Raw genomic sequence first — 21,632 nt, 5'->3', positions numbered from 1 at the left:
GCCCCCTTCCCCGTCCATCTGCAAGGCTGGAGATCATGAAGCTGTACGAGTACCTCAATCCACTGCACGGCTGGAACGACAGCAGTGCAGTGGACAAGGTACGCGTCTACACCCGCCAGTCGTTTCTGCTGATCTCCGTCGCTGTTGCCGTGGCAGGGATGCTGACGTCATTGCAGTTCGACGACTATCTCTCGATGGCAGCGATCGCGGCCTGCTCCGCCGCCGCCTTCGTGGTCGTGCAGCGCACCCCCGCACTCGGCGGCGAGTCGACGGCCGACCCACGAATCCCGTTGGCGATCCTGGCCGTCGCCGCTGTGGTCCTGGTGGCCGGCGGGACCACGAGCAACACCCTGTGGGCCGGCGTACTGGTCACCACCGCAGTTGCGACCCGGATTCCATTGCGCTGGTCTCTGGTGGCGGCCGTCGCCGCCGCTGCGCTTGCGGCGGCTCTGGGAACACCGGCAGTGGAAACTCTGATACTCGGCGTCTTCATCGCCTTCATGGCATTCACCGTGCAACTGTCGGCGTGGTTGCTGCGCATCGTCACCGAACTCGACGCCACCCGCGACGCCGCGGCTGCGCTGTCGGTAGCGGAGGAGCGCCTGAGGTTCTCGCGAGACCTGCACGACGTCGTCGGACGAGCGCTCTCGGCCATCGCGGTCAAGAGCGAACTTGCCGCAACGCTGGCCCGTCGGGGTGACGACCGCGCCGCGACGCAGATGGACGAGGTGCGCGCGTTGGCGCAGGAATCGATGACCGACGCCCGAAAGCTGGTGCGCGGCTATCGATCGGTGGATGTCGCAGGCGAACTCGACGGTGCCCGCTCGCTCCTGTCGGCGGCCGGGATATCCACCGAGCTCACCGGCGAGACCTCGGCACTGTCCGAGCGCGCGGCCGAGGCGGCCGCCTGGGTGGTTCGTGAAGGCGTGACGAACATACTGCGTCACTCCGCGGCCACCTATTGTCGAATCGAACTGACCGACAGCAGTATTCGACTGACCAACGACCACCCCGGTGCGCCGAACGGCCGCAACGACGGCACGGGTCTGAGCGGCCTGCGGGAACGCTTGGTCGCGGTCGGAGGGGAACTGCGCACGGAACAGACAACCGAGAAATTCACCCTCATCGCAGTGTTGCCCACATCGCCCCAGAACCCGAGGACCACACCATGATTCGAGTTCTACTGGCCGACGACGAGAACCTGATTCGATCGGCGCTGGCGACAATGCTGGATCTGGAGGACGACATCGAGATCGTCGGACAGGCCGATTCGGGCGAGAAGGCCCTGACGGTTGCCGCGGCCCTGGCACCCGATGTGGCAGTGCTGGACCTGCAGATGGGCGGGATCGACGGCATCGAGACGGCGCAGAAAATTGCCGAGACACTGCCCACCTGCGCGTCGATCATCGTCACCAGCCACGGTCGGCCGGGCTACCTGAAGAAGGCGCTCGAGGCCGGCGTGCGCGGGTTCCTCCCCAAGACCACCTCGGCCGCCACCCTGGCCGAGGTGGTGCGCACCGTGCACGGCGGCGGGCGGTACGTCGACCCGACGCTCGCCGCGGAAGCCATCGGGGCCGGGGACTCACCGCTCACACCGAGGGAAGCCGATGTGCTCGAGTTCGCCGCCGACGGCGCATCGATCGCGGAGATCGCGCAGCGCGCGCATCTGTCACCCGGGACCACCCGCAACTATCTGTCTGCGGCGGCCGCAAAACTCGGGGCGGCGAACCGGCACGAGGCCTGCGCACTGGCCCGACGCCACGGGTGGATCTGAGGAGCGTCAGACCTTGGCGGCTGCGGCCACCGTGTCGAGGGTGGGCAGCCGGTGACCGTCGGCGGGCGGTACCACGGTGATCCGCAAGTTGTTGTGCCGCAGCAGATACACGGCAGCGAAGAGTCCCGTCGCCAATGAGATGACACCGCCGAACAACAGCGGTGCGCGTGGATCGAGGGCGTCGGCGAGCCAGCCGAGCACCGGGCTGCCCAGCGGAGTTCCGCCCAGGAAGCACAGCATGTAGATGCCCATCACGCGGCCGCGCATGTCGGACGGCACCGACATCTGCAGAATGTTCATCGCCGACGTCGTGAACGTCAGCGTCAATGCGCCGGTGGGCACCAACAGCACTGCCACGAGAACGTAATTGGGCATCAATCCCACGAGTAACTCGAACAGACCGAACGCGATGACCGCACCGATGAAGAGCCGCAATCGAGGGGCGGTGGCGCGCCGGGCCGCCAGGGTCGCTCCCGCGAGCGTGCCGACCGCGAGGGTGGTCGACAGCAACCCGTATGCGTCGGCTCCGCTGCCGAACGTGTTGCGCGCCAGCACCGACAGACTCAGCGGAAAATTGAGACCGAACGTCGAGACCATGAACACCGTCGCCAGCAACACTCGTAGGTCTCCCCGCCCCCAGACGTAGCGAAAGCCCTCCCGTACCTGCCCTTTGGCGCGCGGTGCCGGTTCGACACGGAAGAGTTGACCGACGTTCATCGCCAAGAGGGCACCGAACACCGCGGCGAACGACACCGCGTTGATCAGGAACACCCAGCCGGTACCGACGAGGGTGATGAGCACTCCCGACACCGCAGGCCCGACGATCCGCGCCATGTTGAACGTCATCGAGTTCAACGCGATCGCGTTGGACAGAGTTTCCTTGCCCACCATCTCGATCGTGAACGATTGCCGCACCGGCGCGTCGATGGCAGACGAGCAGCCGAGGATGAAGGCGATGACATAGACGTGCCAGAGCTCGACCATGTTGCCGACATCGAGCACACCCAGCACCAGACCGCAGACTGCGGCGAACACCTGGGTGATCATGAGGAGTTTGCGCTTGTCGTACCGGTCTGCGAGTACTCCGCCCCACACCGACAGAAACAGCGTCGGCCCGAATTGCAGGGCCATGACGATGCCGACGGCAAAGCCGTAGCCGCCGGAGAGCGTCAGCACGAGCCAGTCCTGGGCCACCCGCTGCATCCACGTTCCGACCAGCGAGACGATCTGCCCCGACGCCCACAATCGGTAGTTGCGAGTCTTCAGAGCAGCGAACATCGTCGCGCCGGACGTACGTGAAACTGGAGCCACAGGTCAAATAATAAACCTAGGTAACTACTCGGAGTCGCTGACCAATGCGCTGATGATGCTCACCGCATCTCGCAGCGTCGCGAGCTGCTCGGGTCCGAGGCCTGCCAGCTGTGCGGTCATCCACGCCTCGCGAGCACTCGCCTCGTCCGCGATCAGTTCCTTGCCGGCCGCCGACAACGACACGATCACCTGACGGCCATCGGTGGGATGCGGCGTGCGCTCCACCAGACCCAGCTCGGCCAACGACGCGATCACCCGCGTCATCGACGGGGGTTGAACCCGCTCCCGAGCCGCCAACGCGCCAGGCGTCATGTCGCCCTCCCTACTCAGCGTGGCCAGAGCCGACAGCTGAGTGAGCGACACTTGCGAGTCCACTCGCCTACCTCGAAGGTGGCGAGTCAACCTCACCACCGCAAGCGACAGGTCGCTTGCCAATTCCCGATTGTCTTTCACACTGTTTCCCGACGTCACAGCGCAGAGAATACGCCCTGGTACCGACCCAGCATCAGGTAACCGCATCCGTGATGGGACCGACTGCGAAGAACGCCACGAACAGCAACGCGACGACCCATAACAGGGGATGTACCGTCTTCGCTCGGCCCGAACCGACGGCGAGCACGACCCACGTGATGAAACCGACGCCGATACCGTTCGCGATGGAGTAAGTGAACGGCATCACCAGGATGGTGAGGAAGGCCGGCAGCGCGTAATCGAAGCGCTTGAAGTCGATGTGGAGAACCTGACCGATCATCAGGGCACCCACCACCACCAGCGCCGGAGCAGCCGCCTCGATGGGCACGACAGCCGTGAGCGGGGTGAAGAACATCGCCAGCAGGAACAGCAGGCCGGTGACGACGTTGGCCAGTCCGGTGCGTGCGCCTTCCGCGATTCCCGAGGCCGACTCGACGAACACCGTGTTCGACGATGCGGACGCGCCGCCGCCCGCAATGGCTCCGGCACCTTCGACGACCAACGCCTTGCCGATGTTGGGCAGCGTGCCGTCCTTGTCGAGATTCGCTTCTTTACCCAGACCCGTCATCGTTCCCATCGCGTCGAAGAAGTTCGCGAGGACGAGCGTGAACACCAACAGACTCGCGGCCAGCACACCGATGCGGGTGAACGCACCGAACAGGTCGACGTTGCCCACCAGCGACAGGTCCGGCGACTGTACGAGAACGCTGGGCAGCTGCGGCACGGACAGGTTCCAGCCCTTGGGGTCGACGCCGTTCGACGGCCCCACGTCGGTGACCGCCTCGATGATGGCCGCCAACACCGTCGTGACCACGATGCCGATCAGCAGACCGCCGCGGACCTTGCGCACCACGAGCACACCCATCAGCAACAACCCGAACACGAAGATCACCGTCGGCCACGACGCGATGGACCCGTCGATGCCGAGGCCGACGGGAACCGTCGTGCCTGCGGCGTCGGGGATGCGGCGTACGAAGCCGGAATCGACCAGGCCGATGAACGCGATGAAGGCACCGATGCCTGCGGCGATCGCGGCCTTCAGTTCGGGCGGAATCGCGTTGAACACCGCCGTCCGGAAGCCGGTGACGGCCAACAGAACGATGATGATGCCGTCGATGACGACCAGGCCCATGGCCTCGGGCCAACTGACCTGAGGAGCGATGGTGACGGCCAAGAGAGTGTTGATGCCGAGGCCGGCCGCGATACCGAAGGGGTAGTTCGCGATGATGCCGAACGCGATGCTCATGAACCCGGCGACCAGTGCCGTCACGGCGGCAACCTGGGCGACGGGCAGGATGTTGCCGAGCACGTCGGTCTTGGCAGCTGCGTCGTCGGCGGAGAAGCTACCGAGGATCAGCGGGTTGAGCACGACGATGTAGGCCATCGCCACGAAAGTGACGACACCGCCGCGAACCTCGGAACCCACAGTCGAGCCGCGCTCGGTGATCTTGAAGTAGTTGTCGAGTAATCGCGACGACATAGGCATGAGTGAAAGATAAAGCACACCGCGAGGGTTGGCGAAATATGGTGGCGTAGCGTGAATTCGTGGCCGACGTCCCGCAGATCCCGCCCCGCCTCACCGATCCGGTGCCGGTGTTGACGATCGGCATCCTCGGTTGGATCGTTGCGCTGGTCGTGTTCACCGCCACCGGCGACCGCAGCGACGACGCGGTGGCGACGTGTTGGTCCGGCATCGCGGTTGGCGCTGTCGGGTTCGCTCTGTTCCTGGTGCAGAGAGCCGCGTCACGACGCGGCAGCAGAACCGCCCAACGCGGCCTCGATTGAGATCAGGATCACGTTAGCCCGATCACGAAAACCCTTCTGACGTGCGCAAACTAACCCCTCAGCCGGTTGAGTAACACAGAGTTAACGTGGAGCATAGGTTATGTCAGTTTCGATAACCTTTGATCCACGAAAGCACAGGCCATGAAGTTCGTCGCTCAGTACCGCAACCGCCGCAACCACGTCCGCTCGCTCCGCGCCCTCTACGCACGCGCCAACGCTGTCTCCAGCCCGGCCATGCGTGACGAGCTCCTCGTTATCGCGCAGCGCTCGGATTTCTCGCGCTGATCGCTTTTTCGGCGTAGATCCAACCCAGCCCCCACAGGGCACCGAACACCCAGCCGGCCAGCACGTCCGTCGTCCAGTGCGCACCCAGATAGATCCGAGAGAATCCGATCAGCAGGGCCGCGACCACAGGCAACGTCAGTAGCACCGGCCGATGCAGCCACGGAGTGGACGATCGCAGCATCACCGCGATCGCCACCGTGGCAAGCAACATCGACATCGTCGCGTGGCCGGACGGAAACGAATGGCTCGAAATCTCCACCAGGCGTTCAGGAATCGGTGGACGCTCCCGCGCGAACGCGAACTTCAGCGCATTCATCAGCCCCCACCCGGTGAGCATCGCACCCGCGACCATCCACGCGTCGACAGTCCTCTTGGACGTCAGCAACGCGCCCCACGCCCCCGCGGACAACACGAACATCATGAACGTGTTCCCCACCGTGGTGATGATCCAGAACATCGTCGTGACCCACCCGACTCGATGCTCGACCATCCACTCCAGCACGGCATGATCAGGCCCCACGAGGTCGCTCCCAACTTTCCACACAATGCACTGTTCCGTCTGCGGTCACCCACCACGGCACAGCGCGGTCACCGCTGACAGCCCCCGACAACCGCACCACGAGTTCGCGTTGCACCACCACCGAACCTGTCGGCAGCGGTAGACCCAGCACCGCACAGGCCAGCACGGCCCCGGGCTCTCGATCCCACGAGCTGACGCGTCCGACTCCGCGAACCTCGCCGGTGATGGCCTCCGACGCCCGCCTGATGTCGAGGACATCGGCCAACGCGGCTGCCGTGGTCATGTCCGAGAGCACCGCCACCTCCGGTGGCACGACCGGTGCCAGCCATGGCGCATCGACGACCAACCCGTCCGACGCATCGGCCACGGTGCCGCCGAGAGTGCGCACGCGATCCGGTGGATCGAGATCCGCCACGTCGATGCGTCGATCCAGGACGGCACTCGCGATCAGCGTGTGCGTGCGCGCGATCACCGCCGCCGTCGGATCTCGCTGCGGGTCCTCGAGTGCACGCAACAACACCCGCGCGCTCTCGACGCTCTCACAGGTCGACGCGGCGAGCACCGCGTGCAGTTCGTCGGCGCGCGGATGATCCAACGGATCGAGCAGACCGGCGAACGTCTCGTCCGACGGCGCCCGGAACGTGATCGGCGAGCGGTTGTCGATCAGCGCATGACGTCGCAGCCACCATGCCGAGTAGCCGTCCCGGTCGGTCAAGGCTGCACGGGTACTCGGTTCGTCGAGCAGAATCGTCAGAGCTTCGGCCCAGGCATCCGACCGGACCAGGTCGAGATCACGAACCGCAACAAGGGTTTCCGGCTCCGTGGCCAGACTCGACCACCAGGCGGGCTCGTCGTCCAGGTCGTGATCCGGCCCCGTCGGACACTCGTCGCGCACCACCGAGAACCCCCAGCCGACGCCCACCGCGCGCAGGGCCCGCTCACCGAACCTGGCCACCGAGGCCGCCGACAGAACACCGAACGGCGAATCTCGAACCAACAGCCTCGCCAACGGTGCACCGGGCAGCAACAGTTCGTCCGCACTGCGCAATTCGCCCTCGTCGTCTTCGAGTGGCAGACTCCCGAGCCACCCCGGAAGCGCTCCCGCCTCCCCCGCCAGCGCCAGCACTGCCGACACCAGGCCATCCACCTCGTCGCCGTCCCAATCGAGATCGTCGAGGGCCGCTTCGAGGGCGGGATCCGACAACAGCTCGGCCGCAGTGGCCTCCCGCGCACCCAGCCGAATCAACAACGGACTCACCGCATCCGGATGCACCAGGCGTACCCACGTCACCTCGGCCGACGCGTCCGACCCGACGACGGTAGTCCGTGGACCGGTGACCGTACGACCGTCGGCAAGCGGAACCGGCAGCGCAGCGAGTTCTTCCGCTGCCAACCCGTCGACGACGAGTGGAGTCAACGCGTCGTACAGTCGCCGCCACCAGGCCGGCTCACGGGCCTGCCCGCCGAGCATCTCGGCCAACCGCGCCAACCCGATGCGGTGCACTCCCACCGCCGACAACGCCGACGCGTGCCGCGCGCCCGACAGAGCGGCGTCCACCAGATTCGGGACCACATCGAGCAACACCGCGGCGAGTTCCTCGGTGGCATCGGCAAGAACATGCGCACGTTCGGGTACGAGATCGGGCCCATCGGCAGCGGGAAGCCATGGTGCGGTGGACAATCGGCGAAAGATCAGCTCACGTAGCTCACCGTCGATGGCACTGCGCGCGAAGCCGACCTCGGGTACGAACGACACTCGCGCGGACGCAGGCAACGACGCCACGAAATCGGGGTAACCGTGGGCCACCTCGGCGACAGAGACGCCGGGCAACACCCGTCGACGATCCGGCTGCATGGGTACATCGGCAACGACCAACGCGGGTAACGACAACAGCTCGTCCGACCGCGTCGGGGCCCGCAACACATCCGGCGCTGCGGGAACGGGTAGACCGTCGACCATCGGAACGATCCACCGCGCAGCCGAGGTGGTGTACTGCAGCCACGTTCGCGAACCGATGGCGATCTCGACGCGTGCATCGTCGAGTTCCGTTCTCACACAGTCGACGACGACACCGTCGATCTCGATGGAATCCAATGCGCGGAGCTCGAGCAACAAGTCGACGGCCTCGTCGAGGAACCCCCCGGCAAGGGATTCCGCTTGCACGTCGGGTCGCGGCGTCAACACGATCTCGGTATCGAACCCGGCAGCGGGCGGTGTGGAAGTAGGCCACGCCAACCGAAGCACCGGCACACCCGACTCCGGCACGGTCATGTCCCGCTCGCGCAACGCGCTCAGAGTGCGCTCGGCGCTGAAGATCACCCCGCCACCACGCGAGCGGACCTCGATCTCGTCGGATACCGATCGCACCGCGGTGAACCCGACCCCGAACTGCCCGACACCCGGGTCGGCTGCAGCCTTCGCCGACGCCCGCAGCGCGGTGAGAGCGTGTACACCCGACACATCCAGCGCGGCACCGGTGTTGGCGACATGCAGTGCACCCGCCTCGTCGGTCCACACCGAGAGCCGACCCGGGACGCCGGCTCGCTGCGCAGCATCAGCCGCGTTCTGTGCCAACTCGGTCAACAAACGATCGCGGTATCCCCCGCGCACCAGATCTGCCTCGGATGCCGAATCTTCCCGCAGCCGCGTGGGCGAGGAACCCCAGGACGCGAGAATCGACTCGCGAAGCGACCCGGTACCGAAAGGATCGATCAGCTCGGCGATGCCGAATCCTCCTGCTGCACAACACCGTCGACACTGGAATCGGCGTCGAGCTCGACATCGGAACCGACATGGGTCGTCTCGGCATCGACTGCGGGAGACGCGTCATCAGTCGACGAGGCGTCGCCAGTGGAAGGGGCTGCATGAATGGAAGGCGCTGCATCAGCTGCATCGTGTCCGGTCTCGACCACCTCTGGCTCTGCCGGTGCGGAGTCTGCCGACTCGGGTGCTGCCGATTCAGGTGCTGCCGTGTCGGGCTGGGGTGCCTTGGACTCCGTCACCGCTACCGTCTCGGCCGACGAGACGGTCGCCTCCGAATCATCTTCTGCAACAGCGTCGTTCGCGGTAGGCTCGTTCGACTGTGCGGCACCGGTCGGCGACGGAGTGACGTCGAGTGCTGCGTCGTCGTACGGCTCGAACTGCGGCGAGCCCGCTCCGGTGGGCAGCTCGGTATCGGAGTGCGCGCCGCAACCGTATTCGACGTGCACCACATGACCGTCTGCGGCGAACTCGTTGCCGCACACTCCGAACGCTGCGGAGAGCGATCCCGCGAGGGGTAGGTAGAAACCGCAGAGTCCGCACGTGGACGGCGCGGCCTTGGCCATCTCGCTGTCCGGGCCGAAGTCGCCGTCGTGCCATCGTTCGGCAGCATCGAGCCGTCCTTCGAGGCTGGTGACCTGAGTGCGGCCGAGCCCGATCTCGCCGGCCACCTCGTCGATGGCCGGGTCACCGGACGCGACGTATCCCGGCACCAGTCGCGGGTCGTCTCTTCGTGGAGAGAGCAGATCGCCCGGCCCGAGATCACCGGGTCGGATGCGCTCGTCCCAGGGCACCCAGGACGGTGCCACGAGAGCATCGGGACCGGGTAGCAGCACGAGTTCGCTGACGGTGGCGTGTTCGGCGTCGTCGGGAGCAGCGACGACAACGGCCCACTGCCATCCGCGATAGCCGTCCAGATCGCTGGCGAAGCGGTGGGTGGCAGCACTGTCGTCCTCCACGGTCACGCCGAGGTACTCGCCGACACCGCCCTCTCCCAGCTCGAGCAGAGCCTGCCGCGCGAGGTCCACGGCATCGGCCAAGACGGGGCGGATGGATCCGAGCTCTGGAGAAGATACGACACTCACACATTCAGTTTGCCGCATCAACTCGGTGACGCCCAGTTCGGGCTGCCATCATGGATGCAATGACCGTCCGCGCTCGCACCTTCGCTGCACTCGTGACGTCCCTGTTGACCGTCACCGCCTGCTCGTCGACGTCGGGTCCAGGCGACTCGGCCCCCATCACGTCGGACTCGGTACCCACGCTGGGTGCCGAGGTTCTGCGTTCCTACGATCGCGCCGACGACGCCTTCACTCAGGGGTTCGAGATCGACGGTGATGTGCTCTACGAGGGCACCGGCCTGGAGGGCTCCTCCTTCGTCCGCCGCACGTCGCTCGAGAACATGACCGAGCTGGAGCGGGTCGATCTGCCGTCCGACCTGTTCGGCGAGGGCATCACCGTCGACGGCAACACCCTGTGGCAGATCACCTGGCAAGACGGAGTCGCCATCGCCCGCGACCGAGACACCCTGGCCGAACAGCGCCGGGTGAACTACGACGGCGAAGGATGGGGGCTGTGCACGCAGGGTGAAGGAACGCCGGACAACCGGCTCGTCATGAGCGACGGCACGTCCACCCTGACCTTCCGTGACCCCACATCCTTCGACGCCGTGAACACCGTCGACGTCACACTCGACGGCAATCCGGTGGAACGGCTCAACGAACTCGAATGCGCCGAGGACGGCTCGATCTACGCCAACGTCTGGCAGACCTTCGACATCATGCGCATCGACCCCACCACCGGCCGCGTCACCGCCGTCGTCGACGGCAAGCCGATGTGGGATTCGATGTCGGCCACCGAGCGAAACGGAGCCGACGTCTTCAACGGCATCGCCCAGATCCCCGGGACCGACAGATTCCTCGTGACCGGCAAATTCTGGCCCAAGATCTTCGAGGTGCGATTCACCGATCCCGCGGCCGTAGGACAGAATTGATCACGTGACCGATCCGCGACTCCCCCACCCCACGCCAGGTGCGGAAAACTCGGGCGCTGGCACCGAAATAGGTCACTCCGCAGGCTCCGCTCCTGGCAACGAAACCGGTCACTCCACTGCTGACGAACAGAGCTCGGAGCATCCCGGTTTCGTCAACTATCCACCGGCCGACCCCCGTGCTGTCCAATCCGGTGCCGGCGTCCACATTCCGAGCCGCCGCCAACCGTTGCCGCCGCTGCACCCGGCGCGCACGCAGCAGATCACTGCGGCGCGTGGCCGATCCGGCGGGCGTAAGCCACCACCGATGCCCAAGAAGCTCACCGTCACCCGTGTCGCGGCGATGCGTGGGCGCGAGCTGACCGGCAAAGGAATCGCGTCGTTCCAGCGGGCTGCGAAAGCCGATGGGGCGGACAAGTCCGGGCTGACCGCGCTGACCTACGCGACGATGGCGAACTTCGCATCCGACGCTGCCCTGGCGATTGCACTGGCCAACACGCTGTTCTTCTCCGCGGCGACCGGTGAGGACAAGACGAAGGTTGCGCTGTACCTGGTGATCACCATCGCTCCGTTCGCGCTGATCGCGCCGCTGATCGGCCCGTTGCTCGACCGGTTGCAGCACGGCCGACGCATCGCGCTGGCCACCTCGTTCGGCCTGCGTACCGTGCTGGCGGTGGTGTTGGTGTTCAACTTCGACAGTTGGGTGCTCTATCCAGCGGCACTGGGCATGCTCGTCCTGAGCAAATCGTTTGCGGTACTCAAGAGCGCGGTGACGCCGCGGGTACTGCCACCGGAGATCGACCTCGTCCGCGTCAACTCGAGGCTCACCGTCTTCGGACTGCTCGGGGGCACCATCGCCGCAGGGGCTGTCGCCGGCGGTATCGCCTTCGTCGCCGATTCGCCCGGCGCACTGTGGTTCGTCGCCGCGATCACCGTGCTCGGCGCATACCTGAGCATGCGCATCCCGTCCTGGGTGGAAGTGACCGAGGGCGAGGTTCCGGCCACCCTCGGCTATCACGCCGACCAGCATCACGGCAGCGATTACCCCGGCAGCGGTGCCCCGACCGAGAAGCTGAGGCGCACCCCGCCGCCTGCCACCGCCGCCAAGAACCGCAGGCAGCCACTGGGCCGTGCGGTGATCGTCGGACTCTGGGGCAACGGCACGATCAGAATTCTCACCGGCTTCCTCACGCTGTATATCGCGTTCGTCGCAAAATCCCGCACCGAACACGAGCCGCTGCAGCAGGCCGCGATGCTCGGACTGGTCGGAGCCGCCGCCGGTCTCGGCAACTTCGCCGGAAACGCACTCGGTGCCAGGATCAAGCTCGGCCGACCATCGGTGGTCGTCCTGCGGTGCACGGTCGCGGTGACGGTCGTCGCCGTCGTCGCAGCCGTCACGGACAGTTTGCTCACTGCCGCCGTGGCCGCCCTGGTCGCGTCGAGCGCGAGCGCACTGGCCAAGGTCTCGCTCGACGCATCTCTGCAGTCCGACCTGCCTCCGGAGTCCATTGCATCCGGATTCGGCCGCTCGGAAACCGTCATGCAGCTGTGCTGGGTTCTCGGCGGAACGCTCGGGGTGTTGCTTCCCACCGAGTACTGGCTCGGTTTCACGGTCGTGTCGGTGTTGCTTACGATCGGCCTCGTGCAGACTTTCCTGACGTACCGCGGTCGATCATTGCTACCCGGGTTCGGTGGCAACCGGCCCGACCATGTCGAACAAGAAGTATCCGACAGCTCCTACGGCGAAAACGTGACCAAGTGAACCTGGCTCCCCGCACCAAGAAGATCGCGTCGCTGATCGCCGCCGGCTTGTTCGTGATCGCCGTCGCGTTCGTCGGTGTACTCGCCGTCCTGATCGGCAATGCTCCCGACAAGGAACCGGTCGTCACGGCGTACTCCAACGGTCGAGCCGTACAAGTCGAGCCGTACCTGTACTGCGCCGTGAGCGACCCGCTGTGCACCAACGTTGGCGAGACTGCCGAGATCCAGGTGGGTTCTGCCCCGACGGTGCAGTTGTCGATGCCCGAGGCCGTCTACTCCGCGCCGTGGGAACTGGCGCTGGTCTACGGCGACGACAGCGGGGCGGTCGTGGAGAGCAGCCAGTTCAATCAGCCGGGAACCCGGCTGAGCGTCACCGTCCCGACGACGGACGACGGCGGCCGAACCTTGCTCGGAATCGAGGTTCGGCTACCCACGGGAATCATCGACACCGACACCAATACCGAGAGCTTCGTCAGCCACGCGATCTGGTCCATCGGCACGCGTCCGTAACGATCAGCTGTCGAGCTCGCGAGCGACTGCGCGCACCACCTCGGAGATGCGCTGAGCGATCTTGCGGTCCGGGTACTTGCCTTTGCGGAGTTCCGGCTGCACCGTCGCTTCGAGCAGCGTGATCATGTCCTCGACCATGCCGTGCAGTTCGTCGGGTGTGTGCTTGCGCTCGACGGGCTCGCGGCGGGTGCTGCCGCTGTTCTGGCGAATCGAAGGGGCAGGCTCGAGAACCTTCAGGCTCAGTGCCTGCGGGCCACGACGACCCGCGGCCATGCCGAATTCGACGCGCTGGCCGGCTTTGAGGCCGTCGACGCCTTCGGGCAGCGCTGACGAACGCACATACACGTCCTCGCCTTCCTCCTGCGAGAGGAATCCGAATCCCTTGTCGACGTCGTACCACTTCACCTTGCCGGTCGGCACTGAGCTCACCCGTTCATCTGTTGCTGTCGTTGGTTTCGTATCCGCACGCCCGATGTCGGGACCCTGCGGTGTGCACAAGTTTCGCGCCCCACGAAAACGCAGGACGCGAATACGCCAGTCTAGCGCGCAGGCCCCGAATAGGGCATTCCGGTTTTTCGCACGACGCACCGCCGCGCACTACCGTGGTGGTGTGGACTCATCTACTCGCAAGCGAAGTACTGCACTGCTGCGCATCGCGCTGGTGCTGTTCGCGATCGGCCTCGTTGCCATCGTCGCGATCCTGTTCTTCCCGGTCTTCTCCGACGCCAAGCCGCCACTGGGCCTATACCTGACGGCGATGTTCTCGGCACCCGCCGGATTCGTGCTCGCTCTGGTGTACGCGCTGCTCTCCGGCCGACGGGCGCGATAGATCATGCGACTGCTCCTGAACGTCATCTGGCTCGTGTTCGGTGGACTGTGGCTCGCACTCGGCTACTTCTTCGCGGGACTCCTGCTGTGCATCCTGATCGTGACCATTCCGTTCGGGATCGCGTCGTTCCGCATCGGCGTCTACGCCCTGTGGCCGTTCGGATCGACGATCGTCGACAAGCCCGGCGCGGGTTCGGGTGCCCTCGTGGGCAACGTGCTCTGGCTCGTCCTCGCCGGGTGGTGGCTGGCGCTGACACACGTCGTCACGGCGATCGCGATGGCCATCACGATCATCGGTATTCCGCTCGCGATCGCGAACCTCAAGTTGATTCCGGTCTCGCTGATGCCGCTGGGAAAAGACATCGTTGCGGTTCGGTGACCTTTCGAGGCCCCCTCGGTGCATGTGACTTCCGTCACATCACGCTTCGGTAACAGACCGGCAACGACGCGGGGTCGATCACCGAGAACAGCCACTAGCTGGGCCTATTCGAGCGACCGGAATCAGACCGTCGGGACGGTCGAGGACACACGAAAAAATCGACAGTTACCAAATAGTGACGTAACCCGGGAATTTCAGTACGGTCAGCAGCGGCCGGAAAGTTCGGCCGAATTCCGGCCCGCAGCGCCAAACCTCGTCCCGCGGGAACCGGAACAACCCTCGACGATCACCCAGGGGACGAGGACGGGGGACCCACGTCCTCCACGGACAACCGGGAACTTGTAGCGACTCACGAAGCCGCACCGAGTTCCCTTGGGGTGAAGCCCAATTGCTCATCCGATATGGAAGAGCAAGAAGGCCGGGCTACCTCTCAGCCCGAACCCGACAGCTGACCTCGCAGGCGCGTGTGGAGAGGATTTCAACTCGTATGAGCGGACGTCATCGCAAGCCGAGCACCACTGGCAAGACCGTCGCAAAGGTCGCCGTCACCGGTGCCATCATGGGCACCGCGGGCATCGCCTTCACCGGTACCGCCAACGCGGCACCGGATTCCGACTGGGATCGCCTTGCACAGTGTGAAGCAGGCGGCAACTGGGGCATCAACACCGGCAACGGCTTCCAGGGCGGATTGCAGTTCTCCCCCAGCACCTGGAACGCACACGGTGGACAGCAGTACGCGGCAACGGCCAACCAGGCCAGCCGTGAAGAGCAGATCGCAGTCGCCGAGAAGGTCCTCGACTCGCAGGGCTGGGGCGCATGGCCCTCCTGCTCCTCGAGCCTCGGCCTGAGCAGCGCACCCACCGAGCGCAGCGTTCCGGCCACCCCCAAGGCACCGGAAGTTCCCGCCCTCCCCGATCTGACGTCGATCCCGTCGATCGATGCGTCGGCCGAGGTCGTCAACGGCATCGTCACCGCCGTCCAGAACATCACCAACGATCCCCAGATCGCGTCGTTCGTCCAGAACGCCGCTCAGGGCATCCAGCTCGATCCGCAGGTCGTCAGCTTCTACCAGGCGAACAAGGCGTTCCTGCCCCAGTAGCAAGAACCGCCGCTATACGAGAAAAGCCCCCGACATTGCGAAGATGTCGGGGGCGTTCTCGTGTTCGGGCGCCGTTGTCAGCGATTGACGACGGTCACCGGATGGGCGTAGGGCAGGTCTTCGACGGGCAGCGGGAACTCGGTGTCCTCACCGAAGGGCGACAAGCCACCCGATCGAGCGGACGAGAGTTCGGTCACCGCGTGGTCACCGCGAGCGGTTTCCGGCCAGCCTGGATCGACATAGGGCTTCTTCGACTTGTTCACCATGGGCCCATTTTGACACCTGCCCTGCGGCGAGCACCAGCCCAGGTCTCTAATCTGATAGACGATGACCGACACGACTGCGCCCCGACACACCGACATGCCTCCCGATCTGCCTCAGTGGATCGCAGCTCGAACAGACGCGGAGCTGATCAAGGCCATGTCGTTGCGTCCGGATCTGACTGCGCCGCCGCCCGCCTCGCTGGCAGTGCTGGCCGGCCGGGCAGAGCAACGCCGGTCGATCCTGCACACTGCGGACACCCTCGACACCCTGGCCCTGACCGTGCTCGAGATCCTGGCCATCGAAGAGGCCTACGAGCGTCCGGTCACCAGGGCCACGCTGCTGTCCGTCATCGCCAAGCGCGCCCCGGCCAAAGCCGTGGACAAAGCGCTGTCCCAACTGCGCGAACGCTTTCTCGTCTGGGGCGACGCCGCCGGGTTCCGGATCAGCGCAACCGCTGCGGACGCCGTGCCGTGGCGCATCGGCCGCGCACTCGACCCGGTGGACACCCTCACCGAAACCCACATCACCACAGCGCTGGCCGCACTCGAAGACGGCGAACGCAATCTTCTCGACACCCTGGCCAGGTCTTCGCCCACCGGCCGTACCCGAGACGCCGCACCGGGCACCCCACCCGATCGGCCCGTGCAGAAACTGCTCGCCGCAGGCCTGCTGATCTGGTTGGACGAGCAAACCGTCGAACTCCCCGTCCAGGTCGGACAGATATTGCGCGGCGAGCCCATGACGGATCCCCGCTCACTCGCCGAACCGAAGCTGACGACCACTGCACATGCGCTCGCCGACGTCGACGCTGCCGCGGCGGGCGAGGCACTGGAGCTCGGGCGGCACTGTGTGGCCATCATCGAGGCGCTGTCCGCGTCACCGGCTCCCGCCCTCAAGGCCGGCGGGCTCGGAGTGCGCGAGCTGCGCAAGATCACCAAGGCCACCGGACTCGACGACGACCGCGTGAGCATCCTCGTCGAACTGCTCGCCGCCGCCCATCTGATCTCCAGCGGAACCCCGGACCCTGTCCCCTCTGCCGACACCGGCGACGACTACTGGGCACCGACGCCCGCCGTCGACGCGTGGCTCGCCGCGGCCCCGGCCGCCCGGTGGCACACCCTCGCCTCCGCCTGGCTCGAGACGCCGCGAGCACCGTGGGTGATCGGCATGCGTGACCCCAACGACAAGCCCATCGCCGCGTTGTCGGACGAAGTCCGCTCGCCTGCCGCGCCCCGCGACCGTCGCATGATCCTGGAGCTTCTGGCCGAGCTCGGCAGTGGACACGCCGCGACGCCCACCGACCTCACCCGCACACTGACGTGGCGTCGACCCCGGTGGTCCGGACGGTTCGGCGTGACCCCCGTCGGGCACGTGATCGCCGAGGCGACCGCGCTGGGAGTGGTCGCGCGCGGCGCGATGTCGACGCCGGGACGCTCGCTGCTGCACGACGGTAATGCCGAGGCCGACATGCGCGCGGCACTCCCCGAGCCGATCGACTACGTGTTGGTGCAGGCCGACCTGACGCTGGTGGCACCGGGACCGCTCGAACCGGATCTGCAGGATCGGATCGCGCTCGTCGCCGACGTCGAGTCGGCAGGTGCCGCGACGATGTATCGCATCAGCGACACGAGCCTGCGCCGGGCCCTCGACGTGGGCCTGACGGCCTCGGAGTTGCATTCGTTGTTCGCGACCCATTCCCGCACTCCGGTTCCGCAGGCCCTGACGTATCTGATCGACGACGTGGCCAGGCGTCACGGCCGACTACGCGCCGGCGTGGCCGCGTCGTTCGTCCGGTGCGAGGATCCGGCGTTGCTCGCCGAGGTGATGGCCTCTCCGGCCGCCGAGTCGCTCGCCCTGCGCGCCCTCGCCCCGACCGTCGCGATCTCCCAGGCACCGCTGGCCGAGGTGCTGTCGGTACTCGCCGGAGCCGGATTCGCGCCCGCGGGTGAAGACTCGTCCGGCACCATCGTCGATCTTCGAGCCCGCGGCTCCCGGGTGTCGGCGCGGCGGCCGCGTCAGACCTTCCGTACCCCGGCCGTTCCCACCGACGAGCAGCTCGGGTCGTTGGTACGCGGAATGCGAGCCGCCGACCGCGCTGCGGGCAACGGCGGTGCGGTGGTGCGCGCCGACGGATCTCGCGCGAGCAGCACCGCGACCATGACGCTGCTGCAGACAGCAGCGAAGGTCAAGCGCAGCGTCAGCATCGGGTACGTCGACGCGCAGGGCGTCGCGACCCACCGCATCGTCGATCCGATCAGCATCGGCGGCGGCCAACTCGACGCATTCGATCCCGCCACCGGGGGCGTGCGGCGGTTCACTCTGCACCGCATCACCTCCGTCGCCTTGGTGGACTGAGTCACTGCTCACGTGCACGCGGGCCCCTACCTGTGGACAATGGAGAAGTTGCGCTCTTTCGGGCGCAGCAGAAGTCTCTAGGAGGAACCGTGACCGACGGCCCGCTGATCGTCCAGTCCGACAAAACGCTGTTGCTCGAGGTCGATCACGAACTCGCGGGCGCAGCGCGGGCGGCGATCGCACCGTTCGCCGAGCTCGAACGTGCGCCCGAGCACGTGCACACCTACCGCATCACCCCGCTGGCGCTGTGGAACGCGCGCGCTGCCGGTCACGATGCCGAGCAGGTGGTCGACGCGTTGGTCAACTTCTCGCGCTACGCGGTACCGCAGCCGTTGCTGGTCGACATCGTCGACACGATGGCCCGATACGGCCGGTTGCAGTTGGTCAAGAGCCCGGTCCACGGTCTGGTGCTGATCAGCCTGGACCGCGCCGTGCTCACCGAAGTGATGCGGCACAAGAAGATTGCGCCCATGCTCGGCGCGATGGTGGACGAGGACACGGTCATCGTGCATCCGAGCGAACGCGGCCACGTGAAGCAGATGTTGCTCAAGATCGGCTGGCCCGCCGAGGACCTCGCCGGCTACGTCGACGGCGAAGCGCATCCGATCGAGCTCGATACCGAGGGCGGCAAGTGGACGCTGCGCGACTACCAGGAGATGGCCGCGGATTCGTTCTGGGCCGGCGGCTCCGGCGTCGTCGTGCTGCCGTGTGGTGCGGGTAAGACCATGGTCGGTGCGGCGGCGATGGCCAGGGCCAAGGCCACCACGCTGATCCTGGTCACCAACACCGTCGCCGGCAGGCAGTGGAAGCGCGAGCTCATCGCTCGCACGTCGCTCACCGAGGAGGAAATCGGCGAGTATTCGGGTGAGCGCAAAGAGATCCGCCCTGTGACAATCGCCACGTACCAGGTCATCACCCGTCGAACCAAGGGTGAGTACAAGCACCTGGAGCTGTTCGACTCCCGCGACTGGGGATTGGTGATCTACGACGAGGTGCACCTGCTCCCCGCACCGGTGTTCCGCATGACAGCCGACCTGCAGTCACGGCGTCGACTCGGCTTGACGGCCACGCTCGTCCGCGAGGACGGACGCGAGGGCGACGTCTTCTCGTTGATCGGGCCCAAGCGCTACGACGCGCCCTGGAAGGACATCGAGGCGCAGGGGTGGATCGCACCGGCCGAGTGCATCGAGGTGCGCGTCACCCTCACCGACGCCGAGCGCATGTCGTACGCGGTCGCCGAACCCGAGGAGCGCTACAAGCTCTGCTCGACCGCGCACACCAAGATCGCCGTCGTGAAGTCCATTCTGGCGAAACACCAAGACGCTCCGACGTTGGTGATCGGCGCGTACCTCGATCAGCTGAACGAACTCGGTGAAGCCCTGAACGCGCCGGTGATCCAGGGCTCGACCAAGAACAAGGAACGCGAGGTGCTGTTCGACGCCTTCCGCAAGGGTGAGATCCAGACTCTGGTGGTGAGCAAGGTGGCGAACTTCTCGATCGACCTTCCCGAAGCGTCGGTGGCAGTCCAGGTTTCTGGAACGTTCGGCTCCCGGCAGGAAGAAGCCCAGCGACTGGGCCGATTGCTTCGGCCGAAACACGACGGTGGTCAGGCGCACTTCTACTCGGTGGTCTCGCGCGACACCCTCGACGCCGAATACGCCGCGCACCGGCAGCGGTTCCTCGCCGAACAGGGGTACGCGTACCGCATCACCGACGCCGACGACCTGCTCGGCCCGGCAATCTGACGCTTCGTGTCGGGATCGGCGGCATGCTAGGAATAGCAGTGTGCGCCGATTCGAGTTCCCTGTAGACGTAGCCCACGCGAAGTCGGTCAACGAGACGTTCACCGAACTTCGCCGGCTGCGGATGTCCGCGGCGCTCACGGCAGCGGTCCTGCTGGCACTGGGGATCTGGTTCTTCTGGATCGCGACGCCGTGGTCGTACATCCTCGGCGGCGTGTTCTGCATCGGGGCGGCGACGTCCCTGTGGGTCATGGTGTGGGCACCGAAGAAGATGGGGTCCATCGAATCGCTCTACACCCGGGGCGATCTGGTTCCGGCGGTGGTGGCCGAGACGATGCCGAGCGGCGCGACGTTGCTGTCGCTGGTCGATGTCGCGAAACCAGGAGTCGACGAGCCGCACTACGTCCTGATCACGCGCGTCGTCCGTGCGCTGCCCGGCCACGCCGTCGAACGCGGTGCCGAGGTGCCTGCGGTGTCGGTGCTCGCCGATCGCGGCCGTAACACCGGTGGACGCACCTGGCAGCTGGTGTCGGCGATGCCGATCGCCTGGGGCACCACCGACGCGGCCGTCCTGGCGCGCGCCGCCGCCGAGATCACCGAGGGCGAATGGGCACTGCTGCACGCCAACATCGGTCTGTCGGAGAAGGTACGCAAGGCCAAGAACCAGCAGCTGCTCGTGGACCCCGCCGATCTGCCCGAGGATCTGACGCGGCCTACCGAAGAGCCGGGAGTGGAGCCTGCGGAACGACCTACCGAAGAGCCGGGATGACCTCGCGCTCGAAGAGTTCGATGCCGGAGCGGTCGTAGGCGGCTTCCGGGAAGTAGAAGATTCCGTACGTCATGCCCTGCTGCTGCAGTTCGGTGAGGTTCTCGACGATCTGCTCGGGTGTTCCGACGGCGGGCATTCCGCGGTATGCGCCCAATGCCTCGTGTGCCTTCTCGGCTCCGACGTGTTCGGTCAGTCGAGCCTCGAGAGCGCGTAGCCGCTCCTGCACCTCGGCCTCCGTGGAGCCGATGGCCACGTTGTAGTTGGCCGAGCGGACGATGGCGTCGAAGTCCGTGCCGACGGCTGCGCAATGATCGCGCAGCAGAGCCGATTTGGCGGCGAATCCGGTAGGGGTTCCATCGAAGTTGGTGTAGTTCGCGTATTTCGCTGCGATCTTCAGTGTCACTTTTTCGCCGCCACCGGCGATCCACAGTGGGATGCCACCCTCCTGCAGGGGCAGTGGGCGCACCACGGCACCGTCGATCTCGTAGTGCTTGCCGTCGAGATACACCTCGCCGGTGGTCCACGCTTGTTTGAAGATCTGTACGCCCTCGTCGAGGCGGCCCAATCGTTCACCGGCAGAGGGAAATCCGTAGCCGTAGGCGCGGAACTCGTGCTCATGCCAACCGCCGCCGATACCCATCTCGACCCGACCGCCGGAGATGATGTCCACTGTCGCAGCAACTTTCGCCAGATAGGCGGGGTTGCGGTAGGACATCGCCGTGCACATCTGACCCAGTCGGATACGCGAGGTCGACGCGGCCAATGCGGACATCAGCGACCAGGCCTCGTGCGTCGCCTCGTCCGTCGCGACAGGAACGGTGTGGAAGTGGTCGTAGACCCACAGCGATTCCCACGGTCCGGCTTCGGCGGCAACGGCATGCTCGCGCAGCACACTCCACTGCTGGGCCGGATCGATCCCGACCAGATCCAGCCGCCAACCCTGAGGCACGAACATTCCGAATCGCATGACAGGCACAGTACAGACGCAGGTCCGACGCTCGCGCCGACTGTGTGAACTACGCTGCAGG

21 protein-coding genes, 1 pseudogene and 1 riboswitch are annotated in these 21,632 nt (G+C 66.0%); of the genes and pseudogenes, 13 read left to right on the top strand and 9 right to left on the bottom strand.

The window, feature by feature from the left end:
* Window positions 1-35 precede the first annotated feature (35 nt).
* On the top strand, window positions 36-1,172 hold the full coding sequence (locus tag RFA01S_RS10140) for a sensor histidine kinase (protein ID WP_052060769.1): 1,137 nt from the start codon (window positions 36-38) through the stop codon (window positions 1,170-1,172).
* Complete coding sequence (locus RFA01S_RS10135; protein WP_027495906.1) at window positions 1,169-1,774, top strand: response regulator transcription factor; 606 nt, start codon at window positions 1,169-1,171, stop codon at window positions 1,772-1,774. The genes RFA01S_RS10140 and RFA01S_RS10135 overlap by 4 nt, the downstream gene beginning before the upstream one ends.
* Before the next feature lie 6 nt (window positions 1,775-1,780).
* On the opposite strand, the gene RFA01S_RS10130 is transcribed toward RFA01S_RS10135, so the two are convergent.
* From RFA01S_RS10130 to RFA01S_RS10120, 3 genes are read right to left on the bottom strand one after another with little or no spacing between them, the layout of a single operon-like run.
* Complete coding sequence (locus tag RFA01S_RS10130) at window positions 1,781-3,052, bottom strand: MFS transporter (protein ID WP_032407638.1); 1,272 nt, start codon at window positions 3,050-3,052, stop codon at window positions 1,781-1,783.
* 57 nt (window positions 3,053-3,109) lie between these two features.
* The gene (locus RFA01S_RS10125; RefSeq protein WP_027495905.1) at window positions 3,110-3,538 is read right to left on the bottom strand and encodes an Rv0880 family HTH-type transcriptional regulator; all 429 of its coding nucleotides are present in this window, start codon (window positions 3,536-3,538) and stop codon (window positions 3,110-3,112) included.
* A gap of 52 nt (window positions 3,539-3,590) precedes the next feature.
* On the bottom strand, window positions 3,591-5,042 hold the full coding sequence (locus RFA01S_RS10120; protein WP_027495904.1) for an NCS2 family permease: 1,452 nt from the start codon (window positions 5,040-5,042) through the stop codon (window positions 3,591-3,593).
* 59 nt (window positions 5,043-5,101) lie between these two features.
* Between RFA01S_RS10120 and RFA01S_RS10115 the strand changes: the two genes are divergently transcribed.
* Together RFA01S_RS10115 and RFA01S_RS27720 are read left to right on the top strand one after the other, a co-directional pair.
* Window positions 5,102-5,341: a DUF2530 domain-containing protein gene (locus RFA01S_RS10115; protein ID WP_032388590.1), complete on the top strand. Its 240-nt coding sequence runs from the start codon at window positions 5,102-5,104 to the stop codon at window positions 5,339-5,341.
* 141 nt (window positions 5,342-5,482) lie between these two features.
* Window positions 5,483-5,626: a hypothetical protein gene (locus RFA01S_RS27720; protein ID WP_167327272.1), complete on the top strand. Its 144-nt coding sequence runs from the start codon at window positions 5,483-5,485 to the stop codon at window positions 5,624-5,626.
* Here RFA01S_RS27720 and RFA01S_RS10110 read toward each other — a convergent pair.
* The 3 genes and pseudogenes from RFA01S_RS10110 to RFA01S_RS10100 form a co-directional block, all read right to left on the bottom strand.
* Window positions 5,595-6,146 (bottom strand): phosphatase PAP2 family protein, encoded by a 552-nt coding sequence (locus tag RFA01S_RS10110; protein ID WP_230597324.1) that lies wholly within the window; start codon window positions 6,144-6,146, stop codon window positions 5,595-5,597. The genes RFA01S_RS27720 and RFA01S_RS10110 overlap by 32 nt on opposite strands.
* Complete coding sequence (locus tag RFA01S_RS10105; RefSeq protein ID WP_032388589.1) at window positions 6,136-8,862, bottom strand: sacsin N-terminal ATP-binding-like domain-containing protein; 2,727 nt, start codon at window positions 8,860-8,862, stop codon at window positions 6,136-6,138. Before RFA01S_RS10105 ends, RFA01S_RS10110 begins: the two co-directional genes overlap by 11 nt.
* Window positions 8,863-9,169: 307 nt before the next feature.
* Window positions 9,170-10,010: pseudogene (locus RFA01S_RS10100) on the bottom strand (DUF3027 domain-containing protein); the annotation flags it as partial.
* A gap of 41 nt (window positions 10,011-10,051) precedes the next feature.
* Here RFA01S_RS10100 and RFA01S_RS10095 point away from each other — a divergent pair.
* The 3 genes from RFA01S_RS10095 to RFA01S_RS10085 all read left to right on the top strand — a co-directional run bounded on the left by RFA01S_RS10095 (window position 10,052) and on the right by RFA01S_RS10085 (window position 13,168).
* Complete coding sequence (locus RFA01S_RS10095) at window positions 10,052-10,900, top strand: glutaminyl-peptide cyclotransferase (RefSeq protein ID WP_032407639.1); 849 nt, start codon at window positions 10,052-10,054, stop codon at window positions 10,898-10,900.
* Between the two features lie 67 nt (window positions 10,901-10,967).
* Entirely contained in the window at window positions 10,968-12,659 is a 1,692-nt protein-coding gene (locus tag RFA01S_RS10090; protein WP_371829096.1) for an MFS transporter, read from the top strand.
* Window positions 12,656-13,168, top strand: coding sequence for a DUF2771 domain-containing protein (locus tag RFA01S_RS10085; RefSeq protein WP_032381659.1), 513 nt, complete (start codon window positions 12,656-12,658; stop codon window positions 13,166-13,168). Before RFA01S_RS10090 ends, RFA01S_RS10085 begins: the two co-directional genes overlap by 4 nt.
* A 3-nt stretch (window positions 13,169-13,171) precedes the next feature.
* Here RFA01S_RS10085 and RFA01S_RS10080 read toward each other — a convergent pair whose 3' ends face one another.
* Window positions 13,172-13,588 (bottom strand): cold-shock protein, encoded by a 417-nt coding sequence (locus tag RFA01S_RS10080; protein WP_167327283.1) that lies wholly within the window; start codon window positions 13,586-13,588, stop codon window positions 13,172-13,174.
* A gap of 190 nt (window positions 13,589-13,778) precedes the next feature.
* On the opposite strand from RFA01S_RS10080, the gene RFA01S_RS10075 reads away from it, so the two are divergent.
* The 3 genes from RFA01S_RS10075 to RFA01S_RS10065 all read left to right on the top strand — a co-directional run bounded on the left by RFA01S_RS10075 (window position 13,779) and on the right by RFA01S_RS10065 (window position 15,474).
* Complete coding sequence (locus RFA01S_RS10075) at window positions 13,779-13,997, top strand: hypothetical protein (RefSeq protein WP_027495896.1); 219 nt, start codon at window positions 13,779-13,781, stop codon at window positions 13,995-13,997.
* 3 nt (window positions 13,998-14,000) lie between these two features.
* On the top strand, window positions 14,001-14,375 hold the full coding sequence (locus RFA01S_RS10070; RefSeq protein WP_027495895.1) for a YccF domain-containing protein: 375 nt from the start codon (window positions 14,001-14,003) through the stop codon (window positions 14,373-14,375).
* A gap of 270 nt (window positions 14,376-14,645) precedes the next feature.
* Window positions 14,646-14,854, top strand: a riboswitch (cyclic di-AMP (ydaO/yuaA leader).
* A gap of 8 nt (window positions 14,855-14,862) precedes the next feature.
* Window positions 14,863-15,474 carry a transglycosylase family protein gene (locus RFA01S_RS10065; protein WP_027495894.1) on the top strand — a complete coding sequence of 204 codons (612 nt, stop codon included), beginning with the start codon at window positions 14,863-14,865 and terminating at the stop codon, window positions 15,472-15,474.
* A 77-nt stretch (window positions 15,475-15,551) separates the two neighbouring features.
* Here RFA01S_RS10065 and RFA01S_RS10060 read toward each other — a convergent pair whose 3' ends face one another.
* Window positions 15,552-15,740: a hypothetical protein gene (locus RFA01S_RS10060; RefSeq protein ID WP_008719333.1), complete on the bottom strand. Its 189-nt coding sequence runs from the start codon at window positions 15,738-15,740 to the stop codon at window positions 15,552-15,554.
* Window positions 15,741-15,801: 61 nt separating this feature from the next.
* Between RFA01S_RS10060 and RFA01S_RS10055 the strand changes: the two genes are divergently transcribed.
* The 3 genes from RFA01S_RS10055 to RFA01S_RS10045 all read left to right on the top strand — a co-directional run bounded on the left by RFA01S_RS10055 (window position 15,802) and on the right by RFA01S_RS10045 (window position 20,604).
* Window positions 15,802-18,093: a helicase-associated domain-containing protein gene (locus tag RFA01S_RS10055; protein WP_032365879.1), complete on the top strand. Its 2,292-nt coding sequence runs from the start codon at window positions 15,802-15,804 to the stop codon at window positions 18,091-18,093.
* An 89-nt stretch (window positions 18,094-18,182) separates the two neighbouring features.
* Window positions 18,183-19,838 carry a DNA repair helicase XPB gene (locus RFA01S_RS10050; RefSeq protein WP_027495892.1) on the top strand — a complete coding sequence of 552 codons (1,656 nt, stop codon included), beginning with the start codon at window positions 18,183-18,185 and terminating at the stop codon, window positions 19,836-19,838.
* A gap of 40 nt (window positions 19,839-19,878) precedes the next feature.
* The gene (locus tag RFA01S_RS10045; RefSeq protein WP_169879424.1) at window positions 19,879-20,604 is read left to right on the top strand and encodes a DUF3239 domain-containing protein; all 726 of its coding nucleotides are present in this window, start codon (window positions 19,879-19,881) and stop codon (window positions 20,602-20,604) included.
* On the opposite strand, the gene RFA01S_RS10040 is transcribed toward RFA01S_RS10045, so the two are convergent.
* Entirely contained in the window at window positions 20,585-21,571 is a 987-nt protein-coding gene (locus tag RFA01S_RS10040; protein ID WP_032371317.1) for an LLM class F420-dependent oxidoreductase, read from the bottom strand. The genes RFA01S_RS10045 and RFA01S_RS10040 overlap by 20 nt on opposite strands.
* Between the last annotated feature and the right edge of the window lie 61 nt (window positions 21,572-21,632).

The organism is Rhodococcoides fascians NBRC 12155 = LMG 3623, from assembly GCF_001894785.1.
In the GTDB taxonomy this organism is placed as follows: domain Bacteria; phylum Actinomycetota; class Actinomycetes; order Mycobacteriales; family Mycobacteriaceae; genus Rhodococcoides; species Rhodococcoides fascians.
The sequence above is the reverse complement of the archived record's forward strand: the minus strand, read 5'-3'. Positions and strand labels throughout refer to the sequence as shown.

Bases quoted from the DNA above. Each gene is read 5' to 3' on its own strand.
- RFA01S_RS10040 (WP_032371317.1), bottom strand. From the start codon at position 21,571: ATGCGATTCGGAATGTTCGTGCCTCAGGGTTGGCGGCTGGATCTGGTC.
- RFA01S_RS10055 (WP_032365879.1), top strand. From the start codon at position 15,802: ATGACCGACACGACTGCGCCCCGACACACCGACATGCCTCCCGATCTG.
- RFA01S_RS10060 (WP_008719333.1), bottom strand. From the start codon at position 15,740: ATGGTGAACAAGTCGAAGAAGCCCTATGTCGATCCAGGCTGGCCGGAA.
- RFA01S_RS10070 (WP_027495895.1), top strand. From the start codon at position 14,001: ATGCGACTGCTCCTGAACGTCATCTGGCTCGTGTTCGGTGGACTGTGG.
- RFA01S_RS10120 (WP_027495904.1), bottom strand. From the start codon at position 5,042: ATGCCTATGTCGTCGCGATTACTCGACAACTACTTCAAGATCACCGAG.
- RFA01S_RS10135 (WP_027495906.1), top strand. From the start codon at position 1,169: ATGATTCGAGTTCTACTGGCCGACGACGAGAACCTGATTCGATCGGCG.
- RFA01S_RS10130 (WP_032407638.1), bottom strand. From the start codon at position 3,052: ATGTTCGCTGCTCTGAAGACTCGCAACTACCGATTGTGGGCGTCGGGG.
- RFA01S_RS10095 (WP_032407639.1), top strand. From the start codon at position 10,052: ATGACCGTCCGCGCTCGCACCTTCGCTGCACTCGTGACGTCCCTGTTG.
- RFA01S_RS27720 (WP_167327272.1), top strand. From the start codon at position 5,483: ATGAAGTTCGTCGCTCAGTACCGCAACCGCCGCAACCACGTCCGCTCG.
- RFA01S_RS10140 (WP_052060769.1), top strand. From the start codon at position 36: ATGAAGCTGTACGAGTACCTCAATCCACTGCACGGCTGGAACGACAGC.
- RFA01S_RS10065 (WP_027495894.1), top strand. From the start codon at position 14,863: ATGAGCGGACGTCATCGCAAGCCGAGCACCACTGGCAAGACCGTCGCA.